Source organism: Roseomonas sp. TF40 (assembly GCF_057219975.1).
Window position 1 is genome coordinate 1,085,375 of sequence record NZ_JBXVVR010000001.1, and the last position, 26,457, is coordinate 1,111,831.

Consider the following 26,457-nt stretch of genomic DNA (forward strand, 5'->3'; position numbering starts at 1 on the left):
CCGGATCCGGATTGACCGGGCCGACGGAAATAGTTTACCCGATCAACCAAATCCTGGGAAGGTGCGCGCCATCATGCCGAGCCAGCCGCCGGCGGTCATCCTCTGCGAGTGTTTCGCCCGCGACGGGCTGCAGCATGAAGCGACGGTGATCGCGCCCGAGGCCAAGGCCGCGATGATCAACCGCATCGCCGATGTCGGCTTCCGGCGCATCGAGATCACCTCCTTCTCCCATCCGAAGCATGTGCCGCAATTCGCCGATGCCGATGCGGTGCTGGCGGCCGTGCCGCCGCGCCCGGGCGTGCTGTTCAAGGCCACCTGCCCGAACCCGCAGGCGGTGACGCGCGCGCTCGCTGCCCGCGCGCAGGGCCGCGGGCCGGAGGAGATCAGCTTCCTGGTCTCCGCGGCCGAGGGCCATACGCGCAAGAACCTTCGTCGCACGCGCGCCGAGCAATGGGAGAATGTGGCGGAGATGGCGCGCCTCGCCGGCGATGCCTTCACCGGCGTGGGCACCATCTCGGTCGCCTTCGACTGCCCCTTCGACGGGCCCACCCCGCCCGAGACCGTGCTGGAAGATGCGCAGCGCTTCGTCGCACTCGGCATCACGCGCATCGCCCTCGGCGACACGATCGGCAGCGCCACGCCGCCGCGCGTGCGCGCGCTGGTGCGGCTGCTGCGCGCGGCCCTGCCGCAGGTGACGTTGATCGCGCATTTCCACGACAGCCGCGGCACCGGCATCGCCAATTGCGTCGCCGCGCTGGAGGAAGGTGTCACGCATTTCGACACCGCGCTGGGCGGCACGGGCGGCCACCCGGCCGGCATCGCCTATGGCGAGGGCTTCACCGGCAATGTCTGCACCGAGGATCTGGTGACCCTGTTCGAGGCGATGGGGGTGGAGACGGGCCTCGACCTCGGGAAACTGCGCGCGGCCGGGCTGGCGGCGGAGGCGCTGCTCGGCCGCACGCTGCATTCCAAGGCGCTGCGCGTCGGGGGCGCCGCGTGATCGAGGGCATCGCCCCCCTGCCCGAGGCGGCGCTCGCCTATATCGACACGCAAGGCGCGGGCGAGGCGGTGGTGCTGCTGCATGCCGGCACCGGCAGCAAGGATGTGTGGGAGCATCAGATCGCGCCGCTGCAGGCGGCGGGCCATCGCGTCATCGCCTATTCGCGCCGGGGGCATCGCGGTTCCGCGCTTGGTGCGATGGAACGCCCCGGCACGGGCAGCGGCGATCTGCTGGCGCTGGCGGAGCATCTCGCCCTCGCGCGCTTCCATGCCGTCGGCACGGCGGCGGGGGCGATCGTGGCGATGGATTTCGCGCTCTCGCATCCCGACAGGCTGATCAGCCTGACGCTGGCCTGCACCATCCTGGGCGTGGTCGAGCCCGACTACCTCGCGCTCAGCCAGCGCCTGCGCCCGCCCGGATTCATGGCGATGCCGGCGGATTTCCGCGAACTCGGCCCGGCCTATCGCGCTTCCGACCCCGCAGGCGTGGCGCGCTGGCTGGCGCTGGAACACGCCGCCATCCCCGGCCCGCAGCTGCGCCAGCCCGTGGCGAACGCCATCACCTGGGCGGCGCTGGAAGGGCTCGACCTGCCCTGCCTGCTGCTGACGGGCGATGCCGATCTCTGGGCCCCGCCCCCGGTGCAGCGGCTTTTCGCGCGGCATCTGCGGCGGTCCGAGCAGGTGGTGATCGCCGAGGCCGGGCATTCGGCGCATTGGGAGCAGCCCGAGGCCTTCAACGCCGCGCTGCTGGACTTCCTGCGGCGGCATGGCGAGGGGCCTTACGAAGGCCACAAGACCTCGCCATGATGTGAACAGGGCACGACGCCGGCGGGCGATCCCAGAGTGCGGATCGGCGGGCGGAGCGGGCCCTACGGGCGAGATGATGCGCAACACCCCGGCGGCCGACGCCGCTTCCCGAGGCTGGCGGCTGCTGGCGCCCTTGCTGCTGGTGGGCTTCGTCCTGGCCGGCTGCACCGCCTCGGCCCAGGGACCCCAGGTCAGGCAGGTCCAGGCCCAGGCGCCGCTCGCCATCCCGGATGGCTGCGACGCCAAGCGCGTGGCGGTGGTGCGCGAGGCCTTCACCCTGGCGCAGCGCCAGACCGACGAGGCCATCGCCTTCCTCGCGGCCAATCCGACGCATCCGCACACGCGCACCTGGTTCGGCACCGGCTCGGTGGAGAAGGTCGAGGCCCGGCTGCGGCTGACGCGCTACATGCTGGAGCCGGGGCGGCACCCGGCCTGGCACTGCGGCACGGTCGAGTCCTGTGGCAATCGCACCACCTTCGCCATCGCCAATCTGCGGCAGGGCTCCATCATGCTCTGCCCGCCCTTCTTCGCGGCAGCGAATGAGGGCGGGGATTCGCGCCCGGGCATCCTGGTGCATGAGGTCAGCCACCTCGTCGCCCAGACCAATGACGTGGCCTATGGCCAGCAGGCGGCGCGGCAGCTCGCGGCGAAGGATCCCGAGCGCGCCATCCGCAACGCCGACAATTTCGAGTACTTCGTCGAGTTCCTGCCGCGCTGAGCGGGGCCGCTCAGCTCGGCTCGATCCCGGCGGCGCGGATCAGGCGCTGCCAATTGGCGCTGTCGGCGGCGAGTTGCGCGGCGAAATCCGCCTCGCTCGTCGGGCGCGGCGTCAGGCCGCGGCGGGCGAATTCGGCCTGGATCTCGGGCTCGCCCAGCACCTGGCGGATCGCATCGCCGAGCCGCGTGCGGATCGCCGCCGGGGTCGCGCGCGGCACCAGGATGCCGTCCCAGTTCAGCACCTCGAAGCCCGGCAGACCGGCCTCGACCATCGTCGGCACTTCGGGCAGTTCGGGCGCGCGCGTCCGCGTGGTGACGCCGAGCGCGCGGATCGTGCCCGCGGCGATGTGCGAGGTGACCGTGCCCATCGGCGAGAAGGAGAAGTCGTGCTCGCCCGCCACCAGCCCCAGCATCTGCGGCCCGCCGCCGCGATAGGGCACGGCCACGGTGCGCACGCCCGCGATGCTGTCGAGCAGGATGCCCGAAAGATGCCCGGGCGAGCCGACGCCGCCCGTGCCATAGGTGATGGTGTCGGGCCGCGCGCGGGCGGCGGCGAGGATGTCCGCCACGCTGCGGAAAGGCTTCGAGGCCGGCACCACCAGCACATTCGTCGCGTTGAAGAGCAGCGAGAGCGGCGCGAGGTCATTGATCGGATGGAAGGGCATCTGCCGCACCAGCGCCGGGTTCACCGCGAGCGTGCCGATATTGGCGGAGACCATCGTGGTGCCGTCCGGCGCGCTGCGTGCCACCGCCTCCACCGCAAGGTTGCCGCCGGCGCCGGCGCGGTTGTCGATCACCACGCTCTGGCCGAGCAGTGCCGAAAGCCTGGGCTGGATGATGCGCACCGCGGCATCCGAGGCACCGCCGGGCGGGAAGCCGATCAGCAGCCGCACGGGCCGGTCGGGCGACCAGCCCTGCGCGCGCACCGTGGCAGGCAGGGCGAGGCTCGCGGCAAGGCCGGCAAGCAGGGGACGACGATGCAGCACGGCGAGCCTCCGAATCGATGACCCGCACACCCTAGCAAGCGCCACGCCGGACGGCAGGGCCTGGGCGCGCGGCGGCGGCGCGACTAGCCTCGCGGCGCTGCTGCCCAGGAGAACGCCCTTGTCCATGCCTCTGCGCCGCCTGGCCGAACACGCGGCCTCCTGGCGGGACCGCGCCCTTCCGCCGGCGCTGGAAGGCCATGCGCGGCGTGCGCTGATCGATTGGTTCGCCGCCCTGCTGCCGGGCTGCCGCATGGCGCCGGCCACGCTGATGGCCCCGGCCCTGGCCGAGGCGCGCGGCAGCGGGCGCGCCATCGCCTATGTCGATGGGCAGGCCGGTGCGCTGCGCCACGCCGCGCTGCTCAACGGCGTGGCCGCCCATGCGGCGGAGTTCGACGACATCTACCGCGATGCCGGCTACCACCCCGGCGCGCCCACCATCGCCGCAGCCCTGGCCGCCGCGCAGGATCAGGGCGCCGACATGGCCGCGCTGCTGCGCGCGATCATCGCGGGCTATGAGGTCTCCTGCCGCATCGGACTGGCCGTGCAGCCCAGCCATTACCGCTACTGGCACATCACCGGCACGGTCGGCACCTTCGGTGCCGCCGCCGCCGTGGCGGTGCTGCGCGGGCTGGATGCGACGCAGACGGCGCATGCGCTGGCGAGTGCCGCGACGATGGCGGCGGGGCTGCAGCAGGCCTTTCGCGGCGATGGCATGAGCAAGCCGATCCACAGCGGCCATGCGGCCGAGGCCGGCGCGCTGGCCGCGATCATGGCGGGCGCGGGGGTGACGGGCGCGCTCGATGTGCTGGACGGGCCGGTGGGCTTCGCCGCCGCGACCTCCACCGGCCGCGGCGATTGGGACCGCGCCCTCGCGGGTTTGGACGAGAGCTTCGCGATCGCCGCGATGACCTTCAAGAACCATGGCTGCTGCGGCCACATCTTCGCCGCACTCGACGCCGTGCGGCACCTGCGCCAGGCGCATGGCTTCCTGGCCGACGACGTCGCGCAGATCGCCATCGGCGGCTATGGCCCGACCAAGGACATCTGCGACCGGCCGACGGCGCGCAGCGCCGCGGAGGCCCGCTTCAGCGCGCAGTATTGCGTCGCCGCGCTGCTGCATCTGGGCGGCGTGCGGCTGGCCGCCTTCGAGCCGGCGAATCTCGAAGACCCCGCGATCCGCGCGACCATGGCGAAGGTCAGCGTGGCGCTCGACCCCGAACTGGCGGCGGGCTATCCGGTGCAGCGTGCCGCGCGCGTGGTCATCACGCTGCGGGACGGAAGGCGGCTCGACCATTTCCAGCCGACGCGCAAGGGCGACCCGGAATTGCCGCTGAGCGACGCCGAGCTGGATGAGAAATTCTTCGAACTGGCAGGCCCCGTCATTGGCGACGCCGCGGCGCGCGCCCTGCATGCCACGCTGCGCCACGGCGACGCCCTGCCTGGCGCGCTGCCCCTGATCTAGCGCCCCACAAAAGGCCGCGCCGCCGGGTTCCAGGCGATGCCGGCCTCATCCAGCGAGCGCGCCAGCAGGGCCTCCTCCAGCCGCGCATGGCGCACCAGAAGCTGCACATAGACCCCCACGAAATCCGGCCCATGCCCGGCGCTGCGGCCCTCGACATCGCTGGTCATGGCGTGGGCGAGTTCATGCAGGAGCACCCAGCTCGGCAGGCTTTTCGGCGCCTCGATCACCGTGCGCGTCGCGCGCGCGACGGTGCGTCGTGCCTGGCCCGGCAGGGGTCTCACCTGCGGCGGCCAGCGCAGCCCCTCCGCGGCCCAGACGTGATCGACCAGCGCCTGCAGCCGCGCAAAGGGCACGCGCGCCTTGTCGCAGGGCGCGACCACGCGATCCTCCCAGGCGTAGAGAAGCCTCGCCGCGGCGTCGTGTCGGCTCACTTGCCGCGCGGCAGCGCCGTCGTCACGCCCGCACCGACGGGCCGGTCGAGGCCCACGCGCCCGCCGGCCTCGCGCCCGCGCCCATAGGCGCTGCGGTCGCGCACCACGGTGCGGCGCGTCACGCTGCGCAGCCGGATGCCGAGCGCCTTGAACCCCTCATCCAGCTTCTGCGCCTTCAGCAGCACCAGCGCCGTGCCCGTGGGCTGCGCCGCGCGCGTGGCCTCGGCGGCGCGCTCCTGCGCCTCGGCCATGGCATCGAGGCGCTGCGCGACGCGATCCGCGAAGCCGAGGCGGAAGCTGCGCAGCACCGCCTGGGGCGAGGCCCGGCCCGGCACATAGGCGGGGCTCGCGCGGAAGGCGGCCTCCTCGCGCGTCAGCGCCCCGGCCAGCACCTGCAGCAGCCACTCCGCCATCTGCACATCCGGGTCGAGCCCGAAGAGCACGAATTCCGCCCGCCCCACCGTCCAGCCACGACAGCCGGTGAAGCGCAGCAGCGCAGGGAAGAGCCAGTTGATCGCACCACGGCGCGGGTCGTTGAAGTGCAGGCTGCGCTGCGTGCATACCTCCTCGCGCAGCTCGACCTCGCTCATCGTCAGGCCATAGACGGCGAGCAGTTCGCCCACCTTCTCGGCCGCCGCCATCGCCTCGGCCTCGGAGCAGCCGCGCTCCACCGTGCGCGCCGTGAGCGCGCGGATGCGGGCCTTCACCTTCTGCAATTCGCCGGAATCGGTCATGCCCGGAGGCTACCATCCGGCCGCGGCGCGCGGCAGAGTGCGCGGATGGCACGCCCAGAGACCATCGGCCGCAACGGCTTTCCCCTGATCCTCGAGAAGCAACCCGCGCGCGGCGCCCGCGGCGTGGTCGCCTCCAACCACCCCCTCGCCAGCGCGGCGGGGGCGGAGGTGCTGCTCGCCGGCGGCAATGCGGTGGATGCGGCCATCGCCACGCTCTTCGCGCTGACGGTGGTGGAGCCGATGATGGTCGGCCTCACGGGCGGGGGCGTGTGCCATCTGCGGCTCGCCGAGGGCACGCACCACATCATCGATGGCCTCTCCACCGCGCCTTCCGCCGCCACGCCCGACATGTACACGCCCGATGCGAGCAAGCCGCCCGAGGATCGCGAGACGCTGGGCCGCGCCAATGCGCTCGGCGCGCGGGCGGTCGCCGTGCCGGCCGCGCTCAGGGCCTGGTGCGAGACCCTGACGGCGCATGGCACCTGGCCGCTCGCCGATGTGATCGAGCCCGCGATCCGCCTGGCCGAGCGCGGCTTCGCGGTCACGCCCTATCTGTCGGACGCCATCGCGGATGCGGCCGGCGACCTCGCGCGCGATGCCGACCTCGCCGCGCGATTCCTGCCCGGCGGCAGCCGGCTGCGCGCCGGCGAGAAGCTGGTGCAGGCGGCCTATGGCGCGACGCTGCGCGAAGTGGCGCGGCAGGGCGCGGGCGCGCTGCATGGCGGCGCGCTGGGCGCGATCTTCGCGGAGGCGCAGGCGAAATCCGGCGGTATCATCACCCTGGCCGACCTCATCGCCAGCAGCCCGAAGCGCCGCGCGCCGATCATCGGACAGTATCGCGACGTGGCGGTGCTCGCCCCGCCGCCGCCGGCCTCCTCCGGCGTGCATGTGGCGCAGATGCTCAATGTGCTGGAGGGCTACGACCTCGCCGCGCTGGGCTTCGGCACGGCGGAGGGCATCCATTTGATCGCGGAGGCGCTGAAGCTCGCCTTCGCGGATCGCGCGGTGGCGACGGCGGACCCGGATTTCGTGCGCGTGCCGGTGGAAAAACTGATCAGCAAGGAGACCGCGGCGGCGCGACGCGCGGGGCTGCGGATGGACCGCGCGCAGGATTGGGCGGCGGACCCCACGCTCGGCGAGGGCCATTGCACCACCCATGTCACCGTTGCTGATGCAGCAGGCAACATCGTCGCCACCACGCAGACCATCAACGCGCTGTTCGGCGCGCGCGTGGCGATCCCGGGGACGGGGCTGATCTGCAACAACTACATGCACAATTTCGACCCGCGGCCGGGCCGTGCCTTGTCCATCGCGCCGGGCAAGCGGGTGTTCACCTCCATGTCGCCCACCATCGTGACGCGCGCGGGCCGGCCGATCGTCGCACTCGGATTGCCGGGCGGGTTGCGCATCTTCGGCTCGGCCATGCAGGCGGTGATCAATTTGATCGACCACGGCATGAGCCTGCAGCAGGCACTCGAGGCGCCGCGCATCTGGACGCAGGGCGCGGCGCTGGAGCTTGAGCCCGCGGTGCCCGAGGAGGTCGCGCAGGCGCTCATCGCGCGCGGCCACCGCGTGGCACGCGTGCGCACCATCGGGGGCGGCATGAACGCCATCGCCTTCGAGGAGGATGGCAGCATGACGGGTGCGGCCTGCTGGCGCGCGGATGGGTCCGTCGTCGCGCTCGGCGGCGGGCTGGCGCGCGCCGGTGTGCGCTTCTCGCCCGACGCCCCAACGATCTAGTTCAAGGAGTTCGCATGCCCAAGATCGCCCTGCTGCAGCCCATCGCCGGCGAGATGGAGGCGATCATCGCCTCCCTCCTGCCCGAGGGATTCACCGCGCGCGCCGTGAAGGGACGCAGCGTGGAGGACCTCAAGGCCGAGGTCGCGGATGCCGACTACGCGCTGTGGTGGGACGTGCCAGTGCCGGCGGAGGTGCTGGCCGCCGGGCCGCGGCTGAAGCTGGTGCACAAATGGGGCGTGGGGATCGACAACATCGACCTCGACTATTGCCGCGCCCATGGCATCAAGGTGGCGCGCACCACGGGCAGCAATGCGGCCCCGGTCGCGGATTTCACCATCGGGCTGATCATCGCGCTCTCGCGCCGGCTCATTCAGGCGCACAACAGCACCGCCGCCGGCGGCTGGGCGAAGAACGAGGTGTGGAAGCACTCGCTGATGGTGTCGGGCAAGACCGTGGGCATCATCGGCCTGGGTGCGATCGGCAAGGGGGTGGCGAAGCGCCTGGCCGGCTTCGATTGCCGCGTCCTCTACTACAGCCGCACGAAGCTGCCCGAGGCGCAGGAACAGGCTCTCGGCGTCGCCTATCGCCCGCTCGACCAGTTGTTGGCGGAGGTCGATGTGCTCTCGCTGAACTGCCCGCTGACGCCCGAGACGAAGAACATGATCGACGCCGCGGCCTTCGCGAAGATGAAGAAGGGCGCGCTGCTGATCAACGTCGCACGCGGCGGCATCGTGGTGGAGGCGGACCTGATCGCCGCACTTCGCGACGGCACGCTGCGCGGGGCGGCGGTGGATGTCTTCGACCAGGAACCCCCGCCCGCCGATCATCCGCTGCTGCACATGGACAATGTGATCGTGACGCCCCACTGCGCGAGCACGGCCTATGAGAATTCGCGGCGCAGCGTGCAGCACTGGCTGGGCAACATGCTGCGCGTCGAGAAGGGCGAGGCGATCCCGGAGTCGGACCGGGTGGTGTGAGCGCATCGCCTGCGGTCGCCGCAGGGCGCAGCGCGGAGCGCGAGCACCCGAAGGCGTGAGAGCACCCGAAGGCGTGAATCGCAGGCGCGCTTAAAGCTTCGCGTAGTGGTGGCAGAAGCCCGCGCCGATCTCCGTCAGGCGATCGGCGATCAGCTTGCCGCTCTCCGCGCTGCACAGGCGCGGATCGCCGGTGCCCAACCCGTTCGGGCTGACCGCGTCATACTCCGTCGGCACGGTCACTTCCGCGCCGTTGAAGCTGAGCGAGCCCCAGCCCTGGAAAGGCAGGCCAAGGCCCATCGGCTTGCCGCTGCGCGGCTCGGGGATCAGGTCGTGGCGGATGCGCTCAGGGAAGAGATGCATGCACAGGCTGGTCAGCGGATCCGCGCCGTGGCTGGAGACCGCCTTCGCCTTCTCCGCGCCCAGCAGCTTCGGCATCTCCGCATAGGCGATGCGCCAGAGATAGAGCGCCGGGATCGTCAGGCCCGTGCTGTGCATCACCGCGCGCGTGGCCTCGTTGATCACGTTCACATTGCCGCCATGGCCGTTGATGACCACCAGCTTCGTCAGCTTGTGCCGGAGCAGCTCGGCGAACAATTCATCCAGCACGGCGCGGAAGGTGGCGGCGGAGAGTGCGATACCGCCGATCATCGGGCCGAAGAAGTCGCCCTTGCCGAAGGGCAGCACGGGGGCGACGACGGTGCGCGTGCCCTCGGCCGTGGCGCGCAGCGCGATCAGCTCGGCCATCTTCTCGGCGAGGAAATAGTCGCCCATCGGCGCGTGCGGCCCCTGGTCCTCATGGCTGCCCATCGGCAGCAGGATCACCGGGTTCTTCGGGTAGAGGCTGCGCGCCTCATCGCCGGTGATCTCCCCCATGCGGACTTTCGTTGCGGCGACTTCAGTCATCGAGGCGTTTCCTTCTTCACGAGAGCTCCGCGGCGCGGATGCAGGCGACGCGATGGGTGGGATTGTCCAGCGAGGAGAGCGCGGGCACTTCCGCCGCGCAAGCCGCGACGGCATGGGCGCAGCGCGTGCGGAACACGCAGCCCGAGGGCGGCCTGGAGGGGCTGGGCGGCTCGCCCGGCAGGATGATGCGGGTGCGCCGCCGCGCCGGATCGAGCATCGGCGTGGCCGAGAGCAGCGCGCGGGTATAGGGATGCGCGGGCCGCGCGAAGACCTCCTCGACGCGGCCTTCCTCCATGACGCGGCCGAGATACATCACCAGCACGCGGTCACACAGGTGCCGCACCACCAGCAGGTCATGGCTGATGAACAGCAGCGCGAGGCCGAGGTCGCGCCGCAGATCCGCCAGCAGCCGCACCACCTGCGCCTGGATCGAGACGTCGAGCGCGCTCACCGGCTCATCCGCCACGAGGAAATCGGGCTCGGTCGCCAGTGCGCGCGCGATGCCGATGCGCTGGCGTTGCCCGCCGCTGAACTCATGCGGATAGGCGCCCATGCGCGCGGGATCGAGACCCACCCGCGCGAAGGTGGCGGCGATGCGCGCCTCGCGCTCCATGCCCGACAGGCGCGTATGGATGGCGAGCCCATCGCCCACCTGCGCGCCCACGCTGCGCCGGGCATCGAGGCTGCCGAAAGGATCCTGGAAGACGATGCCCATGCGCGCGCGCAGCCGGCGGAAAGCAGCACTGCCGGGCTTGGGCATCGGCGCGCCGTCGAAGGTCACCCGCCCGGCGCTCGCCGGCAGCAGGCCGAGCAGGAGGCGCCCCAGCGTGCTCTTGCCGCTGCCGCTCTCCCCCACCACGCCCAGCGCCTCGCCACGCGCAACGGTGGCATCCACGCCCGCCACCGCGCGCACCGAAGCGCCACCGAACAGCGCGCGCGCGGCGAAGGTTTTCTCGAGCTTCTCGGCAACGACAAGGCTCATGCCAGGAGTTCCCGCCAGCGGGCGCAGCGCACGGCGTGGCCCGCCTGCTCTTCCAGCGGTGGCGGCGTGGCGCAGGCTGCGGTGGCGAAGTCGCAACGCGGGGCGAAGCGGCAGCCGGGCGGCCAGGAATCCGGGCGCGGCACCACGCCGGGAATGCCCTCGGGCTCCGTATCGCCATCCGGCACGGCCGCCAGCAGGGCCCGCGTATAGGGGTGCAGCGGGCGCGCGAAGACCTGCGCGACGGGGCCGCGTTCCACCACCTGCGCGGCATACATGACCACCACCTCGTCGGCGACTTCCGCGACCACGCCAAGGGAATGCGTGATGAGGATCAGCCCCATGCCTTCCTGCCGGCGCAACTCCGCGAGCAGTTCCAGGATCGCCGCTTGCACCGTCACGTCGAGCGCGGTGGTGGGCTCATCGGCGATCAGCAGGCGCGGCTTGTTCGCGATGGCCATGGCGATCATCACGCGCTGGCGCATGCCGCCGGAAAGCTCATGCGGATAGGCGCGGGCGCGGGCCTCGGGGTCGGCGATGCCGACGCGCCTGAGCAGGGAGACGGCCTCGCGCATCGCCGCCGCGGCCGGCAAGGCGCGATGCGCGCGGATCGCCTCCGCCACCTGCGCGCCGATCCGATGCACGGGATTGAGGCTGCTCATCGGGTCCTGGAAGACCATGGCCATCGGCCCGCCGCGCAGCTTTCGGCGCGCCTCCTCGGGCAGGCGCAGGATCTCGGTTCCCTCGAAGCGCGCCACGCCGGCGCCGACGCGCGCCGAGGGCGGCAGCAAGCCCATGATCGCCGTCGCGGCCAGCGACTTGCCGCTGCCGCTCTCCCCCACGATGGCGAGCGTGCCGCCGGCGCGCAGCGTGAAGCCGACATCCTCCACGGGGCGGATAATGCCCGCGGGCGTCGCGATCTCGACACTCAGCCCCTGCACGTCGAGCAGCGGCACCGCACCGGCAGGCGGCGGGAAAAGGCCCGGCAGCAGGCGATCGACCAGGCGCATCGGGCGCGCGCCCCCGCGCTTGTCCACCGCATCGCGCAGCGCATCGCAGAGCAGGTTCATCGCCAGGATGGTCAGCGTCAGCACCAGGCAGGGGTAGAGCAGCAAGGTCGGCGCCACATCCATGGTCGCGCGCGCGCCGCGGATCATCAGGCCCCAGGAGGGGGTGGGCGGCACCACGCCGAGGCCGAGGAAGCTCAACCCGCTCTCCAGCACCACCGCCGCGGCGACGGCGAGCGAGAGTTGCACCAGCACCGGCCCGGCGATGTTGGGCAGGATGGTGCGCAACAGGATGCGCGGCGTCGGCGCGCCCAGGGCGCGCACCGCCTCGACATAGTCCTGGCTGCGGGCGGAGAGCACCTCGGCGAAGGTCACGCGGATGAAGCCCGGCAGATACAGCAACGACAGCACCAGGATCAGCGTCAGCGTGCCCGGCCCCAGCAGCGTGACGACAAGCAGCGCGAGGAGCACCGGCGGGAAGCACAGGATCACATCCGCACCGCGGATGGTCAGGAACTCCGCCACCCCGCGCAGCCAGCCCGCGAGCAGGCCGAGCGTGGTGCCGATGACGCAGGCGATGATCGAGGCCGCGAAGGCGACGGAGAGCGAGGCCTGCGCGCCCCAGATGATGCGCGAGAGCACGTCGCGCCCGAATTCGTCGCGCCCGAGGGGGCTGCCGGGCAGGTAGGCGACCAGCCGGTTCGCCACATCCTGCTGCACCGGATCGATCAGCGGCAGCAGCGGCGCCGCCATGGCGATGGCGACGATCAGCGCGACCATCGCGCCAGGAAAAATCAGCTTCCTCAAGACCGTGCGATCCGGGGATCGAGGGCGGCGTAGAGCAGGTCCATGAGCAGGTTCAACAGCAGGAACAACCCCGAGACCGTCAGCACGATGCCCACCACCATCGGGTAGTCCCGCCCCTCCACCGCGCGCAGCAGCGGCGTGGAGAGGCCCGGCCAGTTGAAGACGTATTCCACCAGCACCGTGCCCCCCAGCAGCGTGCCCATCTGCAGGCCGAGCACCGTGGTCACGGGGATCAGGGCATTGCGCACCACATGGCGTGTCAGCACGCGCGATCGCTTCAGCCCCTTGGCGCGCGCCGTGCGCACATGGTCGCGCGTGAGCTGGTCGAGCACCGAGGCGCGGGTCATGCGGAACACCGTCGCCGCGAGCCCCTTTGCCACGGCGATGGCCGGCAGCAGCAACAGCAGGAAATGCCGCGCCGGATCCTGCGCGAGGGGCACGTAGCCGCCCGCCGGCATCCAGCGCAGCCATTGCGCCAGCAGCAGGATCAGCAGCGTGCCCAGCACGAAGACCGGCACCGCCTGAACCACCGCCGCGACGGCCGAGCTGGCGCGGTCGAAGGCACCACCCGCATGCACCGCCGCATAGGTGCCCGCCGGCAGCGCCACCGCCACGCCAAGCAGCGTGCCGGCCGCGATCAGCTCCAGCGTGCGCGGCAGGCGCAGCAGGATCTCATCCGCCACCGGATACTCATCGACCAGCGAGGTGCCGAGATCGAAGCGCGCGAGGCGTTCGAGGAAGGCGCGGTACTGCTCCAGGATCGGCAGGTTCAGCCCGAGCTTCTCGCGCAGTTCCGCCACCGCGAAGGCATCCGGTGCGGCGCCGCCGGTGGAGAGCAGGATCTCCGCCGGGTCGCCGGGCACCATGTGCAGCGCGAGGAACACCACCGTCGCCACCACCCACATCAGCAGCGCGGAGGTGGCGAGGCGCCGGAGCAGCCAGAGCATCAACCGAGCGCCGTGGTCTCCAGCATCGCTCCCGAAGACAGGCTCAGCGCGCCCGGCAGCACCGAGAAGCCGCCGATGCGTCGGTCCAGCCCATAGCCCTGCTCGCGCCAGGCGAGGCCGACGATGGGCACTTCCTCCAGCGCCGCGCGCTGCATCTCCTTGTAGATCTCGATGCGCTTCGCCGTGTCGAACTCGGCGCGGCCGCGCGAGAGCGCGGCGACGGTGCGCGGCGTGCGCAGCCCGAAGCTGCGACCATGCGTGGCGGAGAGCGAGGTGTCGAGCACCACGGTGAGCCCGTCGGGATCGTTGAAATCGGCCGAGACGCCGTGCACCGCGATGTCGTACTGCCCGCGCGAGCCCTGGCTGACGCGCGTGGACCAATCGACCAGCCGCAGCTCGGCGCGGATGCCCACCGCGGCCAGGTGCTGCTGCACGATCTCGGCCGTGTCCTTGTGCATGTTGAAGGCCGAGGTGGCGAGCAGCGTGGTGGCGAAGCCATTGCCATGCCCGGCCTCCGCCAGCAAAGCGCGCGACCGCGCGGGATCATAGGCATGGCCGCGCGACAATTCGGCATCCCACCAGGGCGTGCCCTCGACGATGGGCATGCCCTCCAGCACCTTGCCGCGGCCGGAGAAGGCGACGCGCACGATGTCCTCGCGCCGCACGGCATGGGCCACGGCGCGGCGCACGAGGGGGTTGTCGAAGGGCGGGCGCGTGCCGTTGAACAGGATGTCCATGAAGGGTCCGACCGCGCTCAGCAGCCTGAAGCGCGGGTCGGCCTCCACCGCCGCCATGCCGGTCCAGGGCACGAATTCGATCATGTCCGCATCGCCCGCCTGCAGCGCGGCAAGACGCAGATTCTCATCCGCCACCACGGTCATGCGGATGGTGCGGCTGCGCGGCAGGCCGGGCAGGAAATAGTTGGGCGAGGCCTGCAGCTCGATCCAGCTGCCCCGCTCCTGCGCCGCCACGCGATAGGGGCCGCAGCCGATGGCGGCGTTCATGTCACGCGTCGCGCGGCAGACGATGGGCATGTTGTAGTTGGCGAACCACAGCGGCACGGTCGCCAGCGGTTCCTTCATCACGAGGCGCACCGTCAGCGGATCGGGCGTCTCGATGCGCTCGATCTGCTGCATCTGCGCGCGGTAATAGGCGGTGGAGCGCTCACCCGCGACCTGCTCGATGGTCCAGCGCACATCCTCGGCGGTGAAGCGGTCGCCATTGTGGAAGACCACATCGGGCCGCAGCCTGAACACCCAGGCGCCGGCCTCGTCGCGTGACCATTCGCGCGCCAGTTCGGGCCGCAACTCGCCCTTCTCGTCGAAGCTGACCAGGCGGCGATGGGTGAGCATCTTGATCATGCCCGCCGCGGCACCGGTGGAGGGCCAGGGCTGCAGATTGGGCGGCCAGACGGAGAGGCCGAAGCGCAGCACGCCCGGCCGCGGCTGCGCCGCGCCATCGCGCGCGAGGAAGGCGGCGGAGAGGCCGGCGGAGGCGCCGAGCAGCAGGCGGCGGGTCGGGTGCGGCATCACGATCTCCGATGCAGGCGGGGAGCGGATTGCGCGGCTTCACGCGCGGCGAGTCAATCGCAAAAGCCCGAAAACCATCCGGGGCCGCGCCATTGACTCGCTGCCGTGACGACCACCATTGTGCACAACCCGGGGTTGAGCCGATCTTGCCGTTGATGTCCCGCGCCCTGCCGCGCTGCCTGATCGCCGCGTTCCTGGCGCTCGCCGCCCTGCCGCTGCGCGCCCAGACACCGCCGCCCCTGCCCGGCCTGATCGAGCGCCTGACGCCGCCCGAGCCCCCTGCCCTGGGTCCCGCGCTGCTGCCGCCAAGCCCGCAGGCGCGCACCGGCCCCGGCGCGGCGCAGCGCGTGCCGATCGACCGCGCCCGGATCACAGGCGCCACGACGCTGCCCGAGGCCACGCTTCGCCCGCTGGTATCGCCGCTGGAGGGCCGGCCGAGCAGCCTGGCGGAGATCGAGGCCGCGCGCCTTGCCCTGCTCGGCGCCTATCGCGCGGCGGGCTACCCCTATGTCGCCGTCACCGCGAGCCTCGCTGCCGGTGAGGGCGAGGGCCTGGTGCTGCGCTTCACCGTCACCGAGGGGTTCATCGCCGCGCTACGCCTGACGGGCGCCGAGATCGGCCCGGCAGCACGGCAGGTGGAGCGCTTCCTCGCGCCCCTGCTCGACCAGCGCCCCTTGCCGCATGCGGCGCTGGAACGCGCGCTGCTGCTGGCGGGCGACGTACCGGGCGTGAGCGCCCGCGGCACCCTGCGCCCGCAGCCGGGCGAACCGGGCGCGCTGCTGCTGGAGGTTGAGCTGTCGCGCGCGCCGGTCTCGGGTTTCCTCAATCTCGACAATCGCGGCTATGCGCTGACCGGCGCCTGGCAGGGGCTGCTGGTGGGCCAGCTCAACGCCTTCACGCGCTTCGGCGAGCGCAGCGAAGTCGCGCTGGTGCAGTCGGAGTCGCATGGCCAATCCTTCCTGCAAGTCAGCGAGGAGGTCTTCCTCGGCGGCTCGGGGCTGCGCCTGCGCGGCTATGCGGGGGCGGGCCGCGCCGCACCCGGCGCGCCGCTGGCGAGCATCGGCTATGCGGGGGAGACGCGCGTGGCGGGTGCGGCGCTCGCCTATCCGCTGATCCGCAGCCGCCCGTTGAACCTTTCCGCCACCGCGCAATTCGACGCCTTCGAGAGCGTGGTGGAGGCGCGGCCCGGCGCGGGCGAATCGCGCCTGCGCGTCAGCCGCGATGCGGTTCGCGCGTTGCGGCTCGGCCTGGATGGGGCGATGCAGGATGGCTGGCTCGGCACCGCCCCGGCGGCGGCAACCAGCACGGCGCTGCTGCGCCTGCATCGCGGCATCGAGGCGCTGGGGGCGAGCAGCGGCGACGCCGCCGCCACCGCGCGGCTGGGCAGCGATTTCGGCTTCTTCCGCGTGGTGGGCGAGGTGTCGCGATCCCAGCCGCTGCTGATGCCGATCGAGGGCTGGCTGCTCTCGGCCTATGCGCTGGCGGCGGCGCAATGGTCCGATGACGTGCTGCCGCCGGCGGAGAAATTCTATCTCGGCGGCAACCGGCTGGGGCGCGGCTTCTATGCCGGGCAGGTCTCGGGCGATCGCGCGCTGGCCTTCACGGGCGAGTTGCAACTGGCCTCGCAGCGCCCGCTGCACCTGCCGGGCCGCGCCGCGCCCGTGCTGCTGGGCACGCAATTCTACCTGTTCCGCGACGCGGGCGAGGCCACCGACAACGGCCCCGGCGAGGGCACGCGGCGGCTGTCTTCCTGGGGGGGTGGCGTGCGGCTGCAAGTCGATGAGCGCGTGCAACTCGACCTGGAGGCCGTGCGTCGGCTGACCCGCACGCCGGATGGTTCCGGCATGCGGGAGCTGGATGCGAACGCGCTCTACGGGCGCGTGCTGGTGCGCTTCTAGCGGTCGGCTTCGCTCGGCGGCACGCCGGCCGCCGCGACGGCGGCGGCCTGGCGCTCGGCGATGGCCTGTTCGGAGAAATCATGCACCAGCTCATGGAACAGCCGGTGCCAGTTCGCCTGCGCCTTGAGCCGGAAGAACACGCTGCCCAGGCCGATCGCCGCACGGTCCATCAGCGGGAATTCGCGGGGGATCTTCACGCCGCCCGTGCGCTTCAGCCCCTCATGCACCTGCATCGCCACGCTGCGCCCGTAATTGGGATCGTCGGAGGGCGTGATGGAGCGCACGCGATCCTCCACCAGCGGCTCATAGAGGAAGCGCGCCCAGAGGTTCAGCACCTCCATCGTGTCCTTCGAGAGGTTGCGGAAGCCCCAGATTCGATAGGCCTCCGCCGCCTTCTCGCGGTTGTCGTCGCGCACGGCCTCATAGAGCATGATCACGCCGGTCACGAAGCTGGCCGGGAAGATGCGGATCACGCCGAAATCGAGCAGGTTCACGCCGAAGCCGGTCTCTGCATCCGGGCGGACCTGGTAGTTGCCCAGATGCGGGTCGCCATGGATCACGCCGTAGCGGTAGAAGGGCACGTACCAGGCACGGAACAGCGCCTTGGCGTATTCGTTGCGCTCTTCCTGCGGCGGATCCTCCTCGAGCCGGCGCAGGATCGGCCGGCCCTCGAGCCAGCTCATCGTCAGCAGGCGCTTGGTGGTGAGTTCCGGCACGGCGGTCGGCACGGCCACGCCCGGCGTGTGCGCGAGCATCGCGCCGTAGAGCCGCATATGCGCAGCCTCGCGCGTGTAATCCAGCTCCTCGCGCAGCCGGGCGGCGAGCTCCGCATAGGCTTCCTCATTGTCGAGGGTGGAATCCATGCGGCGATAGAGACTGAGCGCCATCTTGAGCTGGCGGAGATCCGCCTCCACCACGCTCGGCATGTCCGGATATTGCAGCTTGCACGCGACCTCGCGCCCATCGAGCAGCGTCGCGCGATGCACCTGCCCGAGGCTGGCGGCGGCGGCGGCTTCCTGGCCGAAGGTCTTGAATTGCTGCTGCCAGGCCGGGCCCAATTCGCCCTGCATGCGCCGGCGCACGAAGGCCCAGCCCATGGGTGGCGCGTTGGACTGCAGCGTGGCGAGTTCCTGCGCGTATTCCTCGGGCAGTGCCTCGGGCACGGTGGCGAGGAACTGCGCCACCTTCATCAGCGGGCCCTTGAGCCCGCCCAGCACCGCCTTCAGCCCTTCGGCATGGGCGGATTTGTCGGTCTTGATGCCGAGGAAGCGCTCCCCCGCCACGCGCGCGGCGATGCCGCCCACGGCGCCGGAGGTGCGCACCATGCGTCGCACCTCGCCGAACAGCGTCGATTCGCTCCGGTCCTCGGCCATGGCGCTATTCCGCCTTCTCTAGTTCATCGATGAAGCCGGAGATGACATCGAGCCCCTTCATCCAGAAGGCCGGATGCGAGGCATCGAGGCCGAAGGGCGCCAGCAATTCCTTGTGCCGCTTCGTCCCGCCCGCCTTCAGCATCTCCAGGTACTTCTCCTGGAAGCGGGGATGGCCCTCGCGGAACACGCCGTAGAGCGCGTTCACCAGGCAATCGCCGAAGGCATAGGCGTAGACGTAGAAGGGCGAGTGCACGAAGTGCGGGATGTAGGCCCAGTAGACGCTGTAGTCCGGCGTAAAGTCGAAGGCCGGGCCGAGGCTCTCGGTCTGCACCTGCATCCAGAGCTCACCGATGCGCTCATGCGCCACCTCGCCCTTGCGGCGTTCGTCGTGCAGAAGGGTCTCGAAGCGGTAGAAGGCGATCTGGCGGACCACCGTGTTCAGCATGTCCTCGACCTTGCCGGCGAGCAGCATGCGGCGCTTCTTCGCATCCGTCTCGGCATCCAGCACGGCGCGGAAGGTCAGCATCTCGCCGAACACGCTCGCCGTCTCGGCCAGCGTCAGCGGCGTGGAGGACATCAGGTAGCCCTGCTGCGCCGCCAGGATCTGGTGCACGCCATGGCCGAGCTCATGCGCGAGCGTCATCACGTCGCGCGCCTTGCCGTGGTAGTTCAGCAGCAGATAGGGATGCGCCGAGGGCACAGTCGGGTGCGCGAAGGCGCCACTTGCCTTGCCCGGGCGCAGCGCCGCGTCGATCCAGGGCTTCTCGAAGAAGGGGGCGGCGATGCGCTCCAGCTCCGGGCTGAAGGCGCCATAGGCGGCGCGCACGCGGCTGACGGCATCGGCCCAGGGGATGGTGCTGTCCTCGTCATTGGGCAGCGGCGCGTTGCGGTCCCAATGCATCAGCTTCGGCAGGCCGAGCCACTTCGCCTTCATCGCGTAGTAGCGATGCGACAGGCGCGGGAAGCTGGAGCGCACGGCGCTGACCAGCGCGTCCACCACCTCATCCTCCACCATGTTCGCGCGGTTGCGCGAAGAGGTCGGGCGCGGGTAGCGGCGCCAGCCGTCGATGATCTCCTTGTCCTTCGCCAGCGTGTTCGTGATCAGCGAGAACAGGCGGATATTGTCGCCGAAGGCCGCGGAGACGCCCTTCGCGGCCGCCGCGCGCACATCGCGGTCGCGGTCGGAGAGCTTGTTCAGCGCCCCCGAGACGGTCAGCTCCTCGCCCGCCACGGTCACGCGCATATTCGCCGTGGTCTCGTCGAACAGGCGGTTCCAGGCGGAGCGGCCCGTGACCTCCTTCTCATGCAGCAGCTTCTCGAGCTCATCGGAGAGCTGGTGGTCGCGGAAGACGCGCAAATCGCGCAGCCAGGGCTTCCAGCGGGTGAGCGCGGCGGAGCCCGCGTATTTCTGCTCGAGGGCGGCTTCTTCCAGCCGGTTGATCTCCAGCGTCAGGAACAGCAGGTGGCTGCTGATCGCCGTCACACGCTCCTGCACCGTCTGGTAGAAGCGGCCATTGGCCGAGGATTGCGCGTCGCCCGAAAAGACCAGCTGCGCGAAGGACATCGCGCGGCCGAGCACTTCCTCGATCGCCTCATAGGTGGCGATGGCGGCGGCGAGCTGGTCCCCGCTCAGCCCGGCCAGCTTGCCGGCATGGCTGGCATTGAAGGCGCGCGAATCGGCCTCGGCCTTGTCGAGATCGGCCGCGAGCCGCGGATCCTCGGGCCCGGCATAGAGGTCGGAGAGGTCCCAAGCGGGCAGGGCCTCGGGCAGAGCTTCGGCGGAATTGTCGGGAATCGTCACGGTGTCTCTTGCATCCAGCCTCGTTCATCACTGGATATAGCCCGGCAACGCCCCAGGCCAAGGCGGGGTGCGTCGGGAAGGGACGTTGAGCGCATGAAGGACGGGGCTCGGACAGGCTGGACCAGCCTGCCGCAGATGATGCTGGAGATCGCCCGGGCACGTCCCGCGCGGCCCATGTCCCGCTTCTGGCAGGGTGGCGGCTGGCGTCAGGTCAGTTGGGGCGAGTTCGGCAGCCGCGTTGCCGCCGTGGCCGAGGGGCTGCGCCAGGCCGGCATCGGGCCTGGGGACCGCGTGCTGCTGGTCAGCGAGAACCGGCCCGAATTCGTCATTGCCGATACCGCGGTGATGGCCATCGGCGCCGTGACCGTGCCGACCTACACCACCAATGCCGCGACGGACCACGCGCATATCCTGCGGGATTCAGGCGCGAGAGCCGCCATTGTCTCGACCGCCGCCTTCGCCCGGCGGGTGCTGGAGGGCGCCGCCCTCGCCCAGGGTCTCGACCTGCTGGTCCTGATGGAGGACACGCCGGTCGAAGGCGCGCCCCGGCAATGCGCCTGGTCGGCGCTGGAGGCCACGCCCGCCTCGCTCGACGCGCTGGCGGCGGAGGTTGAGCACATTCCCGAAGGGCGCCTCGCCTGCCTGGTCTATACCTCGGGCACCGGCGGCGCGCCCAAGGGCGTGATGCTGCCGCACCGCGCCATGCTCGCGAACCGGGAAGGGGTGGCGCGCATCGCGACACGGCTCGAACTGGACGGCAAATCCTATCTCTCCTTCCTGCCGCTCTCGCACAGCTATGAGCACACGGTGGGCGGCTTCCTGCTGCCCTCGCTGGGCCTCGAGGTGGTGTATTCGCGCGGCGCGGATCGCCTCGCCGCCGAGTTCCAGGAGATCCAGCCCGCCGTCATCACCGCCGTGCCGCGCCTGTTCGAATTGCTGCGTGGGCGGATCGAGGCCGGCGTGGAGAAGGAGGGCGGCTTCAAGGAGAAGCTGTTCCGCCGCGCCCTCGCCCTCGGGCTGAAGCGGCTGGATGATCCCGATTTCGGCCTGCTCGACCGGCTGCAATGGCTGGTTCTGGACAAGCTGGTGGGCGAGAAGATCCGCGCCCGCTTCGGCGGGCGCTTGCAGGCGCTGGTCTCGGGCGGCGCGCGGCTGGACCCGGATCTTTCGGGCTTCTTCCTCGCCTTCGGCCTGCCGGTGATCCAGGGCTATGGCCAGACCGAGGCCGGGCCGGTGGTCAGCGTGAACAAGCCCTGGGCCAACCGCCGCCACACGGTCGGCGAGCCGCTGCCCGGGGTGGAGATGCGCCTCGCCGAGGATGGCGAGCTGTGCGTGCGCGGCCCGCTGGTGATGGATGGCTATTGGAACGACCCGGAGAGCACCGCCCGCGCGCTGATCGATGGCTGGCTGCACACCGGCGACGTGGCGGTGATCGAGGACGGCTACATCCGCATCACCGACCGCAAGCGCGACTTCATCAAGACGCTGGGCGGGGACATGGTCAGCCCCTCCAAGATCGAGGCGCTGCTCACCGCCGAGCCCGAGATCGCCCAGGCCGTGGTGGCGGGCGAGGGCCAACCCGGCATCGTGGCCCTCATCGTCCCGGCCGAGGGCATGGCCGAGCGTGTGGGCGCGGCCGTGGCGCGGGTGAATGGCAGGCTCGCCACGATCGAGCGCATCCGCCGCCACGCCACCGTGCCCGCCTTCACGCCGGAGAACGGGCAATTGACCCAGACGATGAAGGTCAAGCGCCGCGTGGTGGTACAGGCGCATGCTGAGGTGCTGGAGGGCCTATACGGCCCTCGCTGAGCGCCCGGGTCAGACGTGCTTGGTCAGCCCGCCATCAACGCGCAGGCTCTGCCCGGTGACGTAACTGGCATCCGGCGAAAGCAGGAAGGCGACCGCGCCGGCGATCTCGCGGGCCTGCGCGTAGCGCCCGGCGGGGATGCGCGCGCGGCGGGCCTCCTTCTCCGGCAGGCTGTCCACGAAGCCGGGCAGCACGGCGTTCACGCGCACGCCCTCCGGCGCCAGGGTATCGGCGGCGAGCTTGGTCCAGGCGCCGAGCGCGCCGCGCAATGTCGTCATCGGGAAATCCGATTCCGGCTCCAGCGCCGCATAGCTCGAGAGGCTGACGATCGCGCCCTGGCTCGCCTTCAGATGCGGCAGCGCGAGGCGCGTGGCGCGCACCACGCTCAGCAGCACCATCTCGAACCCGGCCTGCCATTGCGAATCGGTCAGGTCGAAGAGCGGCGCCTTGGGCGGGTGGCCGGCATTGTTCACCAGCGCGTCCAGCCGCCCGAACCGCGCCACCGTGCCGGCGACGAGGCGCTCCAGATCAGCAGGCTCGGTGACCGAACCGGTGACGCCGAAGGCAGCCGGCAGGCTCGCTGCCAGCTTCTCGGCATTGCCGGAGGGCGACATGAGGCCGAGCGCATAGCCATCGGCGGCGAGGCGCTGCGCGACGGCGGCGCCGATGCCACGGCCGGCGGCCGTGATGATGGCGACCTTCATACCCGGTCGCTCGTCTCGGGGGTGAAGGCGCCGCGGTCGTTCGGGCGGAGGGCCTCGAACATCTCGGTCACCTGCGCGTAGTCGCGATAGCCGCAGCGCGCGATGGATTGCGCGGCGACGGCATCGAAGCGGCCATTCACGATGTAGCGCTCATCGATATGGATGCCCACGACCTGGCCCATCACCATGAAGCCGTCGGTCGGCTTGCCGTCGAGGTCGCGCAGCTCCATCCACTGCAGCACCTTGCATTCCATGCTCGCCGGGCTCTCCGCCACGCGCGGCGCCTTGACGACGTTGCAGGGCGCCATGGTGAGGCCGGCGGCGAGGAACTCGTTCTCCCCTTCCGCCAGCGCGGCGGAGGAGGCGTTCATCGCATCGAAGAGCGGGCGCGTGACCAGGTTGAACACGAATTCGCCCGTGGCCACGGCATTCGCCGCGCTGTGCTTCAGCCCCTCGGAGCCGAACACCAGGATCGGCGGCGAGCCCTGCACGAGGTTGAAGAAGCTGTAGGGGGCGAGGTTCGGCCGCCCCTGCTTGTCCAGCGTGGACATCCAGCCGATCGGGCGCGGGGCGACGATGGCCTTGAGCGGATCATAGCGAAGGCCGTGGCCGGCCTTGCCGTGCTTCGGATCGTAGAACACGCCGTCACATACCCAGCGCGCGACGGTAAAGGTCAAGAAGGGTTTCCTGCTCCTCGACCTCGGCGGGCTCCTTCTTGCGGATGGAGATGATCTGGCGGATCACCTTCACATCGAAGCCGGCCGACTTCGCCTCGGCGAAGATGTCCTTGATGTCGCCGGCGAGCGCCTTGCGCTCTTCCTCCAGCCGCTCGACGCGCTCGATGATCGAGCGCAGCCGGTCGGCCGCGATGCCGCCGACCTCGCTCTCGGGGTCGTCCTTCTGGCGCTGGCGGCTGGCCGCGGCGTCGATGTCGCTCATGGGGTACTCCGGTCCGGCAAAGAGCCGCGCCCTATACTAGCCCAGACGATCCCCGCAAAGGGCCGGTGGCTAGTGCCCCGGATTGGCGGCGGCGAACTTCGCCTTCTGCTCGGCCGTCGCTTCCTTCTGGTGCAGCGCCTGCCATTCCTTGTAGGGCATGCCGTAGATGATCTCCCGCGCCTCGGGGTCGGTCATCTCGATGCCCTTGGCCCCCGCCTCGGCGCGGTACCATTTGCTGAGGCAGTTGCGGCAGAAGCCGGCCAGATTCATCAGGTCGATGTTCTGCACGTCGCTGCGGGTGCGCAAATGCTCGACCAGGGTGCGGAAGGCGGCGGCTTCCAGTTCCAGGCGGGTCTGGGCGTCGATCTCGGGCATGGGGGCTCTCCTTCGGGGCTCAGATGGGGGGGCGAGGGTCAGGGCGCCAGATTGTCGCCGGCGATGGCGCGGCAGACGGCAGCGGTCACCTCGGCGGTCGTCGCGGTGCCGCCGACATCGGCGGTGCGGATCCCCGCGGCGCAGACGCGCTCCACCGCATCCATCAGCAGCCGCGCGGCCGCGCCCTCGCCCAGATGCTCCAGCATCATCACGGCCGTCCAGAAGGTGGCGACGGGGTTGGCGATGCCCTTGCCGGCAATGTCGAAGGCCGAGCCATGGATCGGCTCGAACATCGAGGGAAACTTGCGCGACGGGTCGAGATTGGCCGTCGGCGCCACGCCGAGGCTGCCCGCCACCGCGCCGGCCAGGTCGCTCAGGATGTCGGCGTGGAGGTTGGTGGCGACCACGGTGTCGATGCTGCCGGGCTTGCGCACCATGCGCGCGGCCATCGCATCGACAAGCTCCTTTTCCCAGGCAACGCTGGGGAATTCTCGAGAAACCTCGGCGGCGATCTCGTCCCAGAACACCATGCCGTGCTTCTGGGCGTTGGATTTCGTCACCACCGTCAGCAGCTTGCGCGGGCGCGCAGCGGCGATGGCGAAGGCGGTGCGCATGATGCGGGTGACGCCGGCGCGGGTGAAGATCGCGGTCTCGGTCGCGACTTCCTCCGGATGGCCGCGATGGGCGCGCCCGCCATGGCCGGCATATTCGCCCTCGCTGTTCTCGCGCACGATCACCCAGTCGATGTCGCCGGGCTCGACGGCGCGCAGCGGGCTGGTCAGGCCGGGCAGGACGCGGGTGGGGCGGATATTCGCGTATTGGTCGAAGCCCTGGCAGATCTTGAGCCGCAGGCCCCAGAGCGTGATGTCGTCGGGCAATTCCTTGTCGCCCACGGCGCCGAAGAAGATGGCGTCGAAGCGCTTGAGCGTCTCCAGCCCATCCTCGGGCATCATCCGCCCGGTCGCGCGGTAGTAGTCGCTGCCCCAGGGGAAGTCCTCGACCGCCAGGGTGAAGTCGCCGCAGCGCGCGGCCAGGGCGCGCAGCACCTCCAGCCCGGCGGGGATGACTTCCTGCCCGATGCCATCGGCGGGGATGGCGGCGATCCTGTGGGTGCGCATGGCGGTCTCCTGAGCAAGGCTGGCGGGTGATAGCCGCGCGCGGCATCATGCGCCATGCCCCAGACCTCGATCCCCTGGACCGATGAGCGCGCGCGTGCCGCGCTGCGCCACATCTTCGACGCCGCCATCGCCAGCGCCGATCCGCGCGTGGTGCTGGCCCGGCATCTGCCCGAACCGCCGCGCCAGGGCCGGGTGGTGGTGGTGGGTGCGGGGAAGTCCGCCGCCGTGATGGCCGCGGCGCTCGAAGAGGCCTGGCCGGAGGTGCCGCTCTCCGGCCTCGTCGTCACGCGCTACGCCCATGGCTACCCGACGCGCCGCATCGCGGTGCTGGAGGCGAGCCACCCCGTGCCCGACGCCGCCGGCGCGGCCGCCGCGCAGCGCATCCTGGAGACGGTTGCGGGGCTGACGGCCGAGGACCTCGTGCTGTTCCTGGTCTCGGGCGGGGGCTCGGCGCTGACCACCCTGCCCGCCCCCGGCCTGACGCTGGAGGATCTGATGGCGGTGAACCGGGCGCTGCTGGCCTCCGGCGCCACCATCAACGAGATGAACTGCATCCGCCGCCATCTCTCGGCCTTTTCGGGCGGGCGGCTGGCGCTCGCGGCGCATCCGGCGCGGGTGGTGACCCTCGCCATCTCCGACGTGCCGGGCGACGACCCCACCGCCATCGCCTCCGGCCCCACCGTGCCGGACCCGACCAGCTTCGCGGACGCCCGCGCGCTGGTGGCGCATTACCGCATGGTCCTGCCGGCGGCGGTCACGGCGCATCTGGCGGCAGCGGCAGAGGAGACGCCCAAGCCCGGCGATCCGCGCCTGGGCGTGATCGACTACCGCTACATCGCCACGCCCATGATGGCGCTGCAGGCGGCGGCCGAGGCGGCGCGGGGGCTGGGCCTCACGCCGCTGATCCTGGGCGACGCGCTGGAGGGCGAGGCGCGCGGCCTGGGCCAGGCGCTGGCCGGCATCGCGCTCTCCGCCCGCACCCATGGCCAGCCTTTGCCCGCGCCCTGCGTGCTGCTCTCGGGCGGGGAGACGACGGTGACCATCGGCGCCGAGGGCCATGGTCGCGGCGGGCGGAACAGCGAATCCTTGCTCGGCTGCGCGGTGGCCCTGGCCGGGGCGCCGGGGATCTGGGCGCTGATGGGCGACACGGACGGCATCGATGGCTCGGAGGACAATGCGGGTGCCATCGCCACGCCCGACACCCTGGCCCGGGCCCGCGTGGCGGGGATGGACCCGCGCGCGGTGCTCGCCCGGCATGACAGCTACAGCCTGTTTGCCGCGCTGGGCGACCTGGTGGTGACGGGGCCGACGCTGACCAATGTGAACGACCTGCGGGCGATCCTGATTACTTAGCAAAAGTAAGCGAAAAACTCTTCACTTGGCGATAAACTTAAAGTCGCTAAGGTAAGCGCCATGC

At 71.0% G+C, this 26,457-nt stretch carries 24 protein-coding genes; 9 read left to right on the forward strand and 15 right to left on the reverse strand.

Features of this window, described 5'->3' with window-relative positions; translation table 11 throughout:
• Positions 1–61: 61 nt before the first annotated feature.
• From AC2D9U_RS04650 to AC2D9U_RS04660, 3 genes are all read left to right on the forward strand, one after another.
• Complete coding sequence (locus tag AC2D9U_RS04650; protein WP_484746895.1) at positions 62–1,000, forward strand: hydroxymethylglutaryl-CoA lyase; 939 nt, start codon at positions 62–64, stop codon at positions 998–1,000.
• Positions 997–1,806 (forward strand): alpha/beta fold hydrolase, encoded by an 810-nt coding sequence (locus AC2D9U_RS04655; RefSeq protein ID WP_484746897.1) that lies wholly within the window; start codon positions 997–999, stop codon positions 1,804–1,806. The genes AC2D9U_RS04650 and AC2D9U_RS04655 overlap by 4 nt, the downstream gene beginning before the upstream one ends.
• 76 nt (positions 1,807–1,882) lie before the next feature.
• A complete protein-coding gene (locus AC2D9U_RS04660) occupies positions 1,883–2,524 on the forward strand; it encodes a M35 family metallo-endopeptidase (protein WP_484746899.1) in 642 nt (213 codons plus the stop codon).
• Between the two features lie 10 nt (positions 2,525–2,534).
• Here the strand turns inward: AC2D9U_RS04660 and AC2D9U_RS04665 are convergent, their stop codons facing one another.
• Entirely contained in the window at positions 2,535–3,509 is a 975-nt protein-coding gene (locus tag AC2D9U_RS04665; protein ID WP_484746900.1) for a Bug family tripartite tricarboxylate transporter substrate binding protein, read from the reverse strand.
• Between the two features lie 124 nt (positions 3,510–3,633).
• On the opposite strand from AC2D9U_RS04665, the gene AC2D9U_RS04670 reads away from it, so the two are divergent.
• Positions 3,634–4,971 (forward strand): MmgE/PrpD family protein, encoded by a 1,338-nt coding sequence (locus AC2D9U_RS04670; protein WP_484747328.1) that lies wholly within the window; start codon positions 3,634–3,636, stop codon positions 4,969–4,971.
• Here AC2D9U_RS04670 and AC2D9U_RS04675 read toward each other — a convergent pair.
• Positions 4,968–5,402 (reverse strand): hypothetical protein, encoded by a 435-nt coding sequence (locus AC2D9U_RS04675; protein ID WP_484746902.1) that lies wholly within the window; start codon positions 5,400–5,402, stop codon positions 4,968–4,970. The genes AC2D9U_RS04670 and AC2D9U_RS04675 overlap by 4 nt on opposite strands.
• Positions 5,399–6,136, reverse strand: a complete 738-nt coding sequence (locus tag AC2D9U_RS04680; protein WP_484746903.1) for a DUF7168 domain-containing protein — start codon at positions 6,134–6,136, stop codon at positions 5,399–5,401. Before AC2D9U_RS04680 ends, AC2D9U_RS04675 begins: the two co-directional genes overlap by 4 nt.
• A 45-nt stretch (positions 6,137–6,181) precedes the next feature.
• On the opposite strand from AC2D9U_RS04680, the gene ggt reads away from it, so the two are divergent.
• Together ggt and AC2D9U_RS04690 are read left to right on the forward strand one after the other, a co-directional pair.
• Positions 6,182–7,876, forward strand: a complete 1,695-nt coding sequence (gene ggt / locus AC2D9U_RS04685) for a gamma-glutamyltransferase (RefSeq protein WP_484746905.1) — start codon at positions 6,182–6,184, stop codon at positions 7,874–7,876.
• Positions 7,877–7,890: 14 nt separating this feature from the next.
• Entirely contained in the window at positions 7,891–8,853 is a 963-nt protein-coding gene (locus AC2D9U_RS04690; protein ID WP_484746907.1) for a 2-hydroxyacid dehydrogenase, read from the forward strand.
• Positions 8,854–8,943: 90 nt separating this feature from the next.
• Here the strand turns inward: AC2D9U_RS04690 and AC2D9U_RS04695 are convergent, their stop codons facing one another.
• Genes AC2D9U_RS04695 through AC2D9U_RS04715 form a run of 5 tightly spaced genes read right to left on the reverse strand, consistent with a single transcriptional unit; the run spans position 8,944 to position 15,025 of the window.
• Positions 8,944–9,756: a creatininase family protein gene (locus tag AC2D9U_RS04695; RefSeq protein ID WP_484746909.1), complete on the reverse strand. Its 813-nt coding sequence runs from the start codon at positions 9,754–9,756 to the stop codon at positions 8,944–8,946.
• A 16-nt stretch (positions 9,757–9,772) separates the two neighbouring features.
• Positions 9,773–10,738 carry an oligopeptide/dipeptide ABC transporter ATP-binding protein gene (locus tag AC2D9U_RS04700; RefSeq protein WP_484746910.1) on the reverse strand — a complete coding sequence of 322 codons (966 nt, stop codon included), beginning with the start codon at positions 10,736–10,738 and terminating at the stop codon, positions 9,773–9,775.
• A complete protein-coding gene (locus tag AC2D9U_RS04705; protein ID WP_484746912.1) occupies positions 10,735–12,549 on the reverse strand; it encodes a dipeptide/oligopeptide/nickel ABC transporter permease/ATP-binding protein in 1,815 nt (604 codons plus the stop codon). The genes AC2D9U_RS04700 and AC2D9U_RS04705 overlap by 4 nt, the downstream gene beginning before the upstream one ends.
• A complete protein-coding gene (locus AC2D9U_RS04710; RefSeq protein ID WP_484746914.1) occupies positions 12,546–13,496 on the reverse strand; it encodes an ABC transporter permease in 951 nt (316 codons plus the stop codon). Before AC2D9U_RS04710 ends, AC2D9U_RS04705 begins: the two co-directional genes overlap by 4 nt.
• Complete coding sequence (locus AC2D9U_RS04715) at positions 13,496–15,025, reverse strand: ABC transporter substrate-binding protein (RefSeq protein ID WP_484746916.1); 1,530 nt, start codon at positions 15,023–15,025, stop codon at positions 13,496–13,498. The genes AC2D9U_RS04710 and AC2D9U_RS04715 overlap by 1 nt, the downstream gene beginning before the upstream one ends.
• A 155-nt stretch (positions 15,026–15,180) precedes the next feature.
• Here AC2D9U_RS04715 and AC2D9U_RS04720 point away from each other — a divergent pair, with 155 nt between their 5' ends.
• Positions 15,181–16,923: a ShlB/FhaC/HecB family hemolysin secretion/activation protein gene (locus tag AC2D9U_RS04720; protein ID WP_484746917.1), complete on the forward strand. Its 1,743-nt coding sequence runs from the start codon at positions 15,181–15,183 to the stop codon at positions 16,921–16,923.
• Here AC2D9U_RS04720 and AC2D9U_RS04725 read toward each other — a convergent pair.
• Both AC2D9U_RS04725 and AC2D9U_RS04730 read right to left on the reverse strand, forming a co-directional pair.
• Positions 16,920–18,296: an ABC1 kinase family protein gene (locus AC2D9U_RS04725; protein WP_484746920.1), complete on the reverse strand. Its 1,377-nt coding sequence runs from the start codon at positions 18,294–18,296 to the stop codon at positions 16,920–16,922. The two genes, AC2D9U_RS04720 and AC2D9U_RS04725, sit on opposite strands and share 4 nt — an antisense overlap.
• Before the next feature lie 4 nt (positions 18,297–18,300).
• On the reverse strand, positions 18,301–20,097 hold the full coding sequence (locus AC2D9U_RS04730) for a M3 family oligoendopeptidase (protein WP_484746921.1): 1,797 nt from the start codon (positions 20,095–20,097) through the stop codon (positions 18,301–18,303).
• A gap of 93 nt (positions 20,098–20,190) precedes the next feature.
• Between AC2D9U_RS04730 and AC2D9U_RS04735 the strand changes: the two genes are divergently transcribed.
• Positions 20,191–21,906, forward strand: a complete 1,716-nt coding sequence (locus tag AC2D9U_RS04735; protein WP_484746922.1) for an AMP-dependent synthetase/ligase — start codon at positions 20,191–20,193, stop codon at positions 21,904–21,906.
• A 9-nt stretch (positions 21,907–21,915) separates the two neighbouring features.
• Here the strand turns inward: AC2D9U_RS04735 and AC2D9U_RS04740 are convergent, their stop codons facing one another.
• The 5 genes from AC2D9U_RS04740 to AC2D9U_RS04760 all read right to left on the reverse strand — a co-directional run bounded on the left by AC2D9U_RS04740 (position 21,916) and on the right by AC2D9U_RS04760 (position 25,040).
• Complete coding sequence (locus AC2D9U_RS04740; protein WP_484746924.1) at positions 21,916–22,608, reverse strand: SDR family oxidoreductase; 693 nt, start codon at positions 22,606–22,608, stop codon at positions 21,916–21,918.
• A complete protein-coding gene (locus AC2D9U_RS04745; RefSeq protein ID WP_484746925.1) occupies positions 22,605–23,285 on the reverse strand; it encodes a flavin reductase family protein in 681 nt (226 codons plus the stop codon). Before AC2D9U_RS04745 ends, AC2D9U_RS04740 begins: the two co-directional genes overlap by 4 nt.
• Entirely contained in the window at positions 23,254–23,547 is a 294-nt protein-coding gene (locus AC2D9U_RS04750; RefSeq protein WP_484746927.1) for a DUF2312 domain-containing protein, read from the reverse strand. Before AC2D9U_RS04750 ends, AC2D9U_RS04745 begins: the two co-directional genes overlap by 32 nt.
• Positions 23,548–23,616: 69 nt before the next feature.
• Positions 23,617–23,922, reverse strand: coding sequence for a DUF1244 domain-containing protein (locus tag AC2D9U_RS04755; RefSeq protein ID WP_484746929.1), 306 nt, complete (start codon positions 23,920–23,922; stop codon positions 23,617–23,619).
• A 38-nt stretch (positions 23,923–23,960) separates the two neighbouring features.
• Positions 23,961–25,040, reverse strand: a complete 1,080-nt coding sequence (locus tag AC2D9U_RS04760; RefSeq protein ID WP_484746930.1) for a tartrate dehydrogenase — start codon at positions 25,038–25,040, stop codon at positions 23,961–23,963.
• A gap of 54 nt (positions 25,041–25,094) precedes the next feature.
• Here AC2D9U_RS04760 and AC2D9U_RS04765 point away from each other — a divergent pair, with 54 nt between their 5' ends.
• Positions 25,095–26,393, forward strand: a complete 1,299-nt coding sequence (locus tag AC2D9U_RS04765) for a glycerate kinase type-2 family protein (protein ID WP_484746931.1) — start codon at positions 25,095–25,097, stop codon at positions 26,391–26,393.
• Positions 26,394–26,457 lie beyond the last annotated feature (64 nt).